10 protein-coding genes are annotated in these 10,460 nt (G+C 65.9%); 8 read left to right on the top strand and 2 right to left on the bottom strand.

What is annotated here, in order from left to right; genetic code table 11:
• The 4 genes from gpJ to ACTS2Z_RS02980 form a co-directional block, all read left to right on the top strand.
• Positions 1 to 4,768: TipJ family phage tail tip protein (gene gpJ, locus ACTS2Z_RS02995; protein WP_442571748.1), on the top strand; the 4,768-nt coding region annotated here is incomplete at its 5' end.
• 10 nt (positions 4,769 to 4,778) lie between these two features.
• A complete protein-coding gene (locus tag ACTS2Z_RS02990) occupies positions 4,779 to 6,686 on the top strand; it encodes a hypothetical protein (protein WP_442571747.1) in 1,908 nt (635 codons plus the stop codon).
• 3 nt (positions 6,687 to 6,689) lie between these two features.
• Entirely contained in the window at positions 6,690 to 7,496 is an 807-nt protein-coding gene (locus ACTS2Z_RS02985) for a hypothetical protein (RefSeq protein ID WP_442571746.1), read from the top strand.
• A gap of 11 nt (positions 7,497 to 7,507) precedes the next feature.
• On the top strand, positions 7,508 to 7,858 hold the full coding sequence (locus ACTS2Z_RS02980) for a hypothetical protein (protein WP_442571745.1): 351 nt from the start codon (positions 7,508 to 7,510) through the stop codon (positions 7,856 to 7,858).
• 8 nt (positions 7,859 to 7,866) lie between these two features.
• On the opposite strand, the gene ACTS2Z_RS02975 is transcribed toward ACTS2Z_RS02980, so the two are convergent.
• Positions 7,867 to 8,172: an addiction module antidote protein gene (locus tag ACTS2Z_RS02975; protein ID WP_442571749.1), complete on the bottom strand. Its 306-nt coding sequence runs from the start codon at positions 8,170 to 8,172 to the stop codon at positions 7,867 to 7,869.
• A gap of 202 nt (positions 8,173 to 8,374) precedes the next feature.
• Between ACTS2Z_RS02975 and ACTS2Z_RS02970 the strand changes: the two genes are divergently transcribed.
• The 4 genes from ACTS2Z_RS02970 to ACTS2Z_RS02955 are packed head-to-tail and all read left to right on the top strand — an operon-like array spanning position 8,375 to position 10,097.
• Positions 8,375 to 8,893, top strand: coding sequence for a hypothetical protein (locus tag ACTS2Z_RS02970; RefSeq protein ID WP_442571744.1), 519 nt, complete (start codon positions 8,375 to 8,377; stop codon positions 8,891 to 8,893).
• Positions 8,883 to 9,362 (top strand): DUF5675 family protein, encoded by a 480-nt coding sequence (locus ACTS2Z_RS02965; protein WP_442571743.1) that lies wholly within the window; start codon positions 8,883 to 8,885, stop codon positions 9,360 to 9,362. Before ACTS2Z_RS02970 ends, ACTS2Z_RS02965 begins: the two co-directional genes overlap by 11 nt.
• Positions 9,359 to 9,964: a hypothetical protein gene (locus ACTS2Z_RS02960; protein WP_442571742.1), complete on the top strand. Its 606-nt coding sequence runs from the start codon at positions 9,359 to 9,361 to the stop codon at positions 9,962 to 9,964. Before ACTS2Z_RS02965 ends, ACTS2Z_RS02960 begins: the two co-directional genes overlap by 4 nt.
• 4 nt (positions 9,965 to 9,968) lie before the next feature.
• Positions 9,969 to 10,097, top strand: coding sequence for a hypothetical protein (locus tag ACTS2Z_RS02955; RefSeq protein ID WP_442571741.1), 129 nt, complete (start codon positions 9,969 to 9,971; stop codon positions 10,095 to 10,097).
• 2 nt (positions 10,098 to 10,099) lie between these two features.
• On the opposite strand, the gene ACTS2Z_RS02950 is transcribed toward ACTS2Z_RS02955, so the two are convergent.
• A partial coding sequence (locus ACTS2Z_RS02950) for a hypothetical protein (RefSeq protein WP_442571740.1) occupies positions 10,100 to 10,460 on the bottom strand: 361 nt, incomplete at its 5' end.

The following is a 10,460-nucleotide window of genomic DNA, read 5'->3' as shown; positions in this document are numbered from 1 at the left end:
GGGCGGGGATGGCGGCAAGATCCTGCGCACCATCCTGCAGATCGCAGTCATCGCGGCTGCGGCATGGGTAACGGCGGGTGCGGGTGGCCTGCTGACCGCGGGCAGCTGGCAGGCCGCTGCGGCTGCCGCCACGGTAGCGGTTGCGGGCAATCTCGCCATCAACGCGCTCGTGCCGCCGCCCCAGCTGGATCTCGGCGCGCGCGAAATCGCCAGCCCGACCTATTCGGTCGACGGCGCGCGCAATGTCGCCGCGCGCTGGCAGCCCATGCCTGTTCTCTTCGGTGAGCACCGCATCTATCCGCCGCTGCAGGGCGAGCCGTGGCAGGAAGTCGTCGGCGATGACACCTATCTGCGCTACCTGCTCAATCTGGGTCCGCGCGGGCTGGAGATTGACACTGACACCATCCGCATCGGCGAAACGCCGCTCTCCGAATACCAGGGCGTCGAGATCGAGATCGACGCCAATGAGGGCGATGCGCCTGTCACGCTTTACCAGAACGACCCCTTTACCGAATCGGTGGGCGCGCTGCTCAATCCGGGTAATGCGGTTGTGCGTGTCAGCCAGACTGAAGCAACCGAACTGGTTGCCATTCTGGTCTTCCCGCAAGGGCTGGGCGAGGTCGACAGCAAGGGCAACAACCGCGCGCGCAGCGTGACGCTGCAGATGCGCTACCGGCCAGCGGGCAGCACGTCGGAAGCGGACTGGATCAATGCCGGGGCATCGGCGCCGCAGGCCAATGCCGCTGCAACCGCGCTCGATACCGACCGCTTTCACCTGTTCGAGTCCAACAGCCTGCTGGACTGGTCGGGGGCCTTGCCGGGCGGCACGCCTGCCCTGACCCAGACGGTCAACCGGTCAGAGCCGGGAAAGCCGTTCCGGATCGTCATGCGCGCCGCCGTGCCTGCTGGCCAGTACGAGGTGGAGATCCGGCGCACCTCCGCTGCGGCCGGGGACGGCAAGCAGATCTTTGACGCGGTCCAGTGGCTGGCCCTGCGCACGGTAAGCGCGCGCGATCCCATGCCCCTCAAGCAGTTCGCCTATATGGCGATCCGCGTGAAGGCGTCCGACCAGCTCTCAGGCTTTGTCGACACGATCAACCTGGTGGCCACACGCAAGGCGCCCGTCCTGAGCGCGGCGATCGCGGATGATGAGGATGCCGACCTGTCGCTGGTCACGCCCGATGACTGGACCGGGTTGGCCGCGACTCGCAATCCGGCCGACCTGCTCGCCTTCCTTTATCGTGGCCCACACACGGCCCGCCCGCGACCGAATTCCCGTATCAACTGGCCTAGCCTTGCGGCCTTCCGCAAATGGTGCATCGACCAGAACTTTACCTGCGATCTCGTCGTCGATGTGCCGATGACACGCCGGGCGGCGGCCGAGCTGATCTGCGCGTGCGGCCGGGCGCGCCCGCTCGATATCAAGGGCGAGCTTCATGTCGTGATCGACGGCCCGCGCGCCTCCGGTCCGCGCCAGCTGTTCACGCCGCGCTCCACGCGGGGTTTCCGCTGGCGCAAGGTCTGGACCGAAGACGTCCACGCCCTGCGCATCCCCTTCGTCAATCGCGAAGCGGGCTGGCGCGAGGACGAGATGCTGGTCTTTGCCGACGGCTATAGCCGCGACGGCGAGGTCGAGGGCACGATTGCGGCAACCGCCTACGAGGAGCTGCGCCTGCCGGGCCGAACCAACCCGTCGCAGATCTGGCGCGATGGCCGCTTCTATCTCTACACCGCCCGCCTTCAGGCGGAGACCCATGAATTCGAGGAGGATGTCGAGGCGATCGTCAGCCGCTATGGCGATCTTGCCGAGCTCGCCCACGATGTGATGGCGGTCGGTCTCGGCACGGCCCGCGTCACCGGACATGAGACCGATGATGGCGAGGTGACGGCGCTTCTGATCGACGAGGCAGGCCAGAGCGAGAACGGCCTCTTTGTCATGCAGGCGGGCACCGATTACGGCATTCGCTGGCGCACAGTGCGCGACGCGGATGGCGGTGGCCAGATCATCATCAGCGACTCGGTGCGCGTCGAAACCGTCGCCGGTCCGGTCGAGCGCCTGACTTTCCTCGAGCCGGTGCCGCTGGCCGACGCGCCGCGCGTCGGCGATGTCGTGACGTTCGGCGAGTTCGAGCGCGAAACCCTGCCCGTGCTGATCAAGCATTACCGTCCCGGCGCGCGCTTCAGCGCGGCGATCGAGGCGGTCGCTTACGCGCCGCAGCGCTTCGAGGCCGATACCGGCACCGTGCCCGAGTTTGATAGCGGCGTGACCCTGCCGCGGATCTTCACGCCGCCCGCGCCGACACTGGGAGAGATCTGGGCGACGGCCGACGGCATCTTCGTCAGCTTCACCGTGCCGGACAGCGTGGCAGGCCGGATTGACCGGTTCGAGTGGCGCCTGCGCAAGCAGCCGGAAGAGGGGTCAGACGCCCGCTTCGAGCCGCAGGCCAACCTGCCGGCGACAGCACGCCAGCTGGCCTTGCCACCCGGCGTGCCGGGCTGGCTCTACGATGTCGAGATCGTCGCGGTGGCTGGCGAACGCCGTTCGCCAGCCTTGCGCGTTTCCGGCCTCGGCCCGTCTCTCGAACTGCCCCAGCCGCAGAACGTCACCGTCACGCCGCACCTGTTCGAAGGGATTGAAGGCACGGGCGTGCCCGGCGTCCGCCTGTCATGGACGCCGGTCGAGGATCCGCGCATCACGACGCTCGTCGTCTACGCCCGCCCGGCCTCCAGCTCGGACCCGGACGATTACCGGCCGGTCGACACCGAACCGGCCGCCGACGGCAAGGGCGAGGTGAGGGGCCTGCCGCCCGGCCTTGCACTCGATTTCGGCTTTGCCCTGCGCGATCAGCGCGGCGTCGTCTCTACGCCGCTGGTCGAGGTCAGCGATATCGAGATACCGCTCCTGAAATCGTGGGACGCGCACCTGCCCAGCCTGTTGCTCGAGGACGCGCGCCAGCTGATGGCCGAGGCGCTGGGCCTTGACGGTCTGGACTTCGACCAGCTCTCCGGCCTCATCGCAGACCGTGCCCGCCTCGGTGGCCGCAACGCGGTCCTTAACCGGGTTGCCGATCCGCTCTTCGTGAATGGCGTGGACGCATGGAAGCCGGAAACGGGCGGTCTGGCTGTCCTGCCGGGCGGTGCGCCGCAGGCCATTTTCACGGCAGGCGATGCGGGCGAGGTCCTGTCATGGCGCTGGCCCGTGCGGCTGGTGGTGGAGCCGGGTGACTGGCTGCAGGCGTCGGCCGATATCCTGTTTGCCGCTGGTGGCTCTGCCCAGCTGGTGGCTGTGATCCGCGATGCGGATGGCGAGGTGATTGCCACGCTGAACCTTGGCGAGGCTGTCAGCACGGACACCCGCGCGGGCGGTGTGGCAGAGATCAGCCGCGCGAGCGAAGCCGGGTTCGCAGATGCGGCCATGGCCGATATCGAGCTGCGCTTTACCGCGCCTGCGGCGGGTGTCGTCTTCATCGGGCTTGACCGGCCCTTCGCCGGGTTCGCCCTGCCGGGGCAGGCAGAGCCGACCGCCTTCCTGCCGCCCGATGCGGAGATCAACGCCACGATTGCCCGGCTTGAGCGGGCGGTGAACGGCACGGCAGAGATCGCGCAGAGCGCGCAAGTGGCCACCCAGCAAGGCAGGGCCGATGTCACGCGCATTGACCGCGCCCTGTTCGATGAAGACGGGTTTCTGGCCGAGGCGCTGGAATTGCTGGCCGGCGAGATCGAAAGCGACATCGCCGCCGTCTATGCCACGAATGAAGAGCTGGACAGCGCCTTCGTCTCGTTCGAGGAGGCGATAGCCTTTGACCTGTCGACGCTGGAAACCTCGCTGCAAGGCGAGATCAGCACGCGCGCCAGCCTGTCTGATCTGGCCCTTGTGCAGTCTGACCTGGAAGGCTCGCTTGCAGCCTTCAATCTGGCGCTATCGGCCGAAATCGACGGGCTGGGGTCTGACTTCGATCTGGCCGCGATCGCGATTGCAAACCTCGAAAGCAAGACCTCCAGCTTCTGGCTGCGCGTGGCGGCAGGCGATGGCTGGGCAGGCATGCAGGCCTATGCCGAAGACGCCAATGGCGTCCAGGTCAGCTATTTCCGGTATGCCGCGCAGCGCTTCATTTATGGCACCGACTATACCGATGCCGGCATCCGCGATGACTGGAACTATCCGGCCGGATACAAGGCGGCTTACGCGCCCTGGGGCACGCTGATCGAGTACCACGATCTGGTCGGCGGAACGAAGCACTGGTATCGCGCCTCTGACGGCGTCGAGACCATGAATTCGGAGCAAGGCCTGCTGGCCTCCGGCGTGGCGCCGTTTCTGGCCACCCAAGGCCCGGCCAGCACAACGACCGTGGCCAATAGCTCGATGACGGATAGCTGGCTGACCGTGTGCGAGGTCTCGCTCAATTCGGTGCCGGACAATGGCAAGTTCCACGCGGCCGGGCATATCGAGTGGGTGCAACAGCAATCCACCTCTCCGGTGGCGGTGGCCTCGGTGCAGTATCGCGTCATCGCGCTCAATGCCGCGTCTGCAGAGCTTGAGTTTCCGTCACCGGTCACGAACAGCCCGATGAGCTGGGAAGTCGATCCCAGCCCGGACCCGAAAATCTATTACGTGGGCCTGCCTTACGCGCCCTTCAATTTCGTGGTGGCCCAGCCGGCCGGCACGTTCACCGGCAATCTTGTTTTCCGCCTGCAGGCCCGCCGCATCAGCGGCTCTGGCCCGATTGCCGTGCAGTCGGCCCGCCTCTCTGTCACGCGCCAGTTCTAGGAGCTTCCCGATGACAACCCGCAACATGCTGCTCTGGCATCAGGGCGAATGGTACGACGCGGTAAGCGAAACGCGCTGGAAATCGCCCTGGCCGCACAGGGGCGTTCCGGAGGCGATTGCCGCGCGCATGGTGTCGGATTTCGCCGGGGCGGAGCTGCCCGCCATTCTTAATGCCTTCGGGGATTATGACGGCCCGCCGCCCGAATTGCGTGCCACGGGAACGCACATTCAATGGCGCGTGGAAGGATCTGAAACATGGGTCGATCTGATCGCGCTGACGGCCATCCAGGGCGAAGGTGTCAGCCTCCGCCGCGAAGGCGAGAACCTTGAATGGCGGGCCGGGGAAGGCGAGTGGCAGACGCTCGTTCCGCTGGCCGATATCACCGGACCAAGCGCTTATGACATCGCCGTGGCAGAGGGCTTCGTTGGCGATGAAGCGGCATGGCTGGCCAGCCTGATCGGCCCGCAAGGCAGTCTGGCCGATGCCTTCAAGGGCGACTGGAATTCGGCAACCGCCTATGGGCTGGGTGAAGTTGTCTATCGCAACGGTTCCAGCTGGTATGCGCTGCGCGCCAATACGAACAAGGAACCGGGATCAAACCCGGATGACTGGCGCCTGTTCGCGGCCAAGGGTCTGGACGGGTCCGGCGCGGTTTCCAGCGTGGCGGGCAAGACCGGTTCCGTCACGCTGGTGCCGGGCGATGTCGCGGGCCTCACCGGGCTTCTGGATGGTGCGGCCAACTACTTCAACCTTCTCAAGGATGGTGGCCGTTTCGCAGGCAGCCCGGAGAGCACCGTTCGCCAGATTTCCGCGTATGTCGCGCCGTCCTACATTGTGGCTTTCAACGGCGCGGCGATCACGCAAGGCCCGAAATATATTGACAATAACACGACCTATGGCGGCTCTGCCGGCGCGCTCGACCCGGACATTGATGCGATCATCAGCAAGGTAAAACAGGAAAGCATTCGCCGCTTCGGCGTCGAGTTCTTCGCGCTGAATATCACGGCTGGAACGGGCACGGCTGCCGGGACACTCACCGTTGACAGCGTGCCGCACTATTACGCGTTCACCACGCCGACCGCGCCGATCCCTGACATATTCTCGAAGAATTATTGGGTGCTGGTGAAGTCTGGCAGCGTGGCGCTGCAATTTGGCGGCACGAACTGGACGATCTATGTGGACGGGGTGCCGATCACGGCGAATACCCGCATCGTTCCAGCCGATGGCCCGAAGCAGATCACCGTCCACCTGACCCGGTCTGCAGCGACTTTTCCGGGCTATGACAACGTCATTCACAAGCTCTTCGCGTCGGTCTCTGCAAACTTCCTACTGGCCATGCCTGCAGTCGTGCCGGGCCACTTGCCCATGGCCGCTGGCCGGTATTACGGGGTGATACCCAGCCTTGAAACCTTGCGGGGTCCGGAAGGGGACGTGATCTCGCAAGCCGAGGCCGAAACGGGCACGTCCACGCAAGTGCGCCTCTTCAACGCGCTGCGCTCGCGTCAGACTGCGAACGCCGCGATTGCAGCCCAGAAGGGGCAGAATAGCGGGCTGGCCTCGCTCGATAGCGGCGGCAAGGTTCCCCTTACCCAGCTGCCTGCCGGGATCGGGGGCGGCGAAACCCTGCTGACCGCGAATGCCACGCTGACCGATGCTGTCGCGCCGCCCGGCCAGCTCATCCGCGTCAAGGCTGCAGCGGCCATCGGCGGGCGCATCACCCTGACGGTTCCGGACGCCCGCCCGCAAGGCTGGCGACGCACCATTCTGGTCAGTGACGGCGTGGCGGAGCTGGCGCTGGGCAGCAACACGCTGACCGTCAATGGCGAGGCCCTGCCCGGTGGCAGCACGCCCGTCATCACCGCAGGCAAGCGCACAATGCTGATCGCGGACACCGCAGGCAATCTGGTGAGGTATTAGGTCATGAGCGATTTTGAGATTGGGCTGTCCACTAGCGGCGGCGTGGTGGGCGGCAGCGCCGATACCGGCACCTGGGCCGGTCTTCTGGGATCGGCAAACTTCTCTCCCGATGCGAACGACGCGGCCTTCTATGCGGCGGATCGCGATGAAGCGCTGGGCCGGATGCTGCGCACCATCTCGGCCGGCGCGATCACGATCAATTCCACCACGTTTGCGGCTTTGCTCGAGAACGAAACCGAGCTGGCCGCGCTGGCCGGTGATGTCCGCGCGATGCGGGTGCTGGCGTCCAGCCCCTATGCCATGGAGATCATGGCGGCAGACGGCGATGCGATGGCCGTGCTGGCCGATGACAGCGTTGCCATGGCGGCGATCCTGGCCAGCGCCAAGGCCCGGTATGCGGCGCTCTATGCCTCGGATGCGTCGATCGCGGCCATCGCCGCGAACGCCGCTGCCGTGACACAGGTGCGAGCGGCGGGCGCCCTGCGCACGAAGGGCGAAGATGGAACCAACCCGGTCAGCTGGGAAACGGGTGTGACAGGCGGAAATCTCGATCCGGCCCGCAAATACCTGCTGATCGGCATATCGTGGAACTTCACCAATGACCGCGATGTGGTGATCACCACGTTGCGGACGGGATCAGCCCGGCCTGCATCGGGCGGGTGGCTGGGTAATCAGGCGGGCGGTGCCAGCCTCACCGCTAATTTCAACGTCTTCGTGCCGCTGCAGGCGCCCTTTACCAGCGCGCTGACGCTGGGCACGGACAATGCCGCCCTTCCTGTCCACATGCTCTTTCTCGATTGCACGCCCTAAAGGAGGCAACCATGCCCGCGAAGAAAAAAGAACCGACTTACGATGACGTGGCCGCGCAGCACGATGCGATGCAGGACGCGCTCGCCACGCACGAACTGCCCGCGCTCGATGAAGCGCTGACGCGCGCCCGCGAAATCGTCAGTCAGCGTGATGGCGCGTTTGAGGCCGCGCTTGCCGCGTTCCGCGCTGAAGCCGAAGCGCTCGCAAAAGAGGTCGAGGCGCTGCCGCAACGCTCTAAAGCCGCACGCGAGAAGGCGCGCGAGGTCATCCAGGTCTTCGGCCAGCGGCCTGCCATTGGCCCGCGTCCCGCGCCCGGCGACCGCCTTGCCGCTGCCCGCGCGGCTGTGAGGCCTGCCGGGTAGTCAGGCGGTCAGGGCGCAGGCGGCGCAGGCACGAAGCTGAGGCGCAGGCCCAGCGCGCTCGCCACCTTGGTGATGGTGGCAAGGCTGGGATTGCCTTCCCCTGACAGGGCCTTGTACAGGCCCTCCCGGGTCAACCCTGTCTTGCGGGCGAGCTCGCTCATATTGCGGGCACGGGCGATGTCACCGAGCGCGCGGGCAATCGCGGCCGGATCGTCGCCGCCCTCCTCGAGGGCCGCCTCGAGATAATTGGCGATATCCTCTTCGGTCTTGAGATAGTCGACCGCATCAAAGCGGCTGAAAGTCACGTCTGTCATGGTCAGCCAGCTCTGAAACACATTGGTTTGGACCGTCGCGGTCATGTGTGAACTGTAGCTGACACCCCCTAAACTGCCAACCACAGTTAACAAAATAGCACGGCCCGCGCTGCAGCACGCGGGGCGCGCTTGTGCCTGCCGGGGTGTCATCCCCTGCGCCCCGGCAGGCGGCCATTTCCCATGCTCCATGAAAGGAAACGCCATGCCGCACAGGCTCTTGAGTTTGCCGGGCAGTGATATGCTGCTCGCCCTGATCGCGATGGCAGGGGGGCTGGGTGCCGTCCTTGCCCAGCCGATAATTGGCGAGCTGTCTGGTGTGATCTGCGGAGCGTTACTGCTCGCCTATATCCGCGCGTCGATGGACCTGCGCCAGCGCGTCTTTTACTGCCTTGCCAGCGGTCTGGCCGCGCTGCCTTTCATGGGTCTGGCCAGCCGGGCCATCATCCATTTCTGGCCAGCGGCAGGGGATGCGGCGCACATGGCAGGCGGCTTCGCGGCCGTCATGGTTTGCCTGCCGTTCGTGATGCTGATCCGGGCGGGCACGCGATGGATTGAAGATCACCCGCAACAGGTCTTCGCCTGGCTCTGGTCTCTCGTGCCGGAGCGCTGGCGCGCACGTCAGAACGGCGTGCCCGTGATCGTGCCGCCGCTGGCTGATGCCGATCAGCCCGCCGCCCCACCGCCATCACCGGGATCCGGAGGGCAGGGCGATGAGCGCTGAATGGGTCTTGCAGCGGCTGGAACAGGACGCACACGCCACGCTAGGCGAGCTGCGCGACCCAAAGGGCAACCGGCTGTGCTGGACGCTGGAAAATGCCTGGCGGAACAATGAGCGGCGTGTAAGCCGCATTCCGGCTGGCCGGTATCGAGTGATCTTGCGCGACTTCGGCAGCTGGAATGATCGGCTGGCCGCGCGCTTTCCTGCCATCCACCGGGGCGCAATCGAGCTGATCGACGTGCCCGGCCGGTCTGCCATCCTGATCCATCCAGGCAATTACCACACCGACACGCTGGGCTGCATCCTGCCCGGCCAGATCAAGGGGCGCGGGCCGGATGACAGCCTCGCCGTCTTACAGAGCGGCGCGGCCTATGCCGCGATCTATCCGCGCTTAGTCGATCTGGCCCAGAGTGCCGGTCATATCCGCGTGCGCGATGAGCGCGAGAAAACCCATGGAGGCACGGCGCTGTGATCCCCTCACTTTCCCTCGCTGCCGTCCGGGCGGCTGTCCAGCCCGTGCTGGCATTCGCGCTGCCGCATCTGCCTGCCCTGATCGCCGGGGCGGTCATCGCCCTGTGCGTGGCCGTGTGGAGCCCTCCGCTGTCTCTGCCGGCGCTGCGCGTGCCGTTCACGGCTATCGAGCTTTGGGACGGCCGGATCTTCGACGGTGGCTATGGCGCCAGATTGCGGCAGGCTCGCGCTGATCTTGCCGTCCGCGAAGAGGCGCTGGCCGACATCACGCTCCAGCTGGTCAGCGTGACAGCCCGGCTGGAAGCCGAACAGCGCGCGACGACCGAGGCCGAAGAGCTGGCCCGAAAGCGCAAGGCGGAATCGGTACGGCTCGCCGCCAACCTCGATCGGGCCGAAACCGAGGCCGCGCGCCTGCGCCGCCAGATCACAACCGAAACGAATGAGGAGATTGCCGATGCCGCGCCTGAATGGAATGCTGCTCGTGTGCCTGATGCTGTGCGCGCTGCCCGCCTGCGCAGCTCATGCGCCCGCTGGGCCGCAGCAGGAATACATCACCCGGCTTGTGGAAGTCCGGCCGGAGATGACCGAGAGGCAAGCGGCTGAGCCAATGCCCTGCGCGCCTGCGGCTCCCGCTACCAATGGCGAGCTATCCGCTGCCCTGACCGCCTGCGAAGAGCATGCGGACAGCCTGCGCCAGCTCGTGCTGGACCTGCAGCGGATGATCCTGGGGGAGTGAGGTTATTTGCCAGCAGTGTCTGTCCCGACCGCCCCGCCGGTGCTAAGGCCCGAATTGTAGGGAATTAGATTGGCGGCGCCTTCGGCGAGGGTGAATGCGAACATGTGGATTTCGCCCCCAACGTCGACGTGAAGTTCGACCCTCGGATCGATCATCATTTCTTCGTCGAAGGGCTGAGCTACAGCTCGACCACCGTAGCCAAAGCCGGGATCTACCGTTGTCGTGGCGAGAGCCTGCCCAGCCAGGCTGCCAAGTGCGCTTTCGAGCGAATTGTTGATCTCGTTCAAAGCGAGGGCGGTTCCGGCGGTCGCCGTGCCAACGCCTATCGCGGCGGCCGTGCTGTTGAAGTGACTATATCCCCAC

The organism is Glycocaulis sp., from assembly GCF_052168375.1.
GTDB lineage: Bacteria > Pseudomonadota > Alphaproteobacteria > Caulobacterales > Maricaulaceae > Glycocaulis.
The sequence above is the reverse complement of the archived record's forward strand: the minus strand, read 5'-3'. Positions and strand labels throughout refer to the sequence as shown.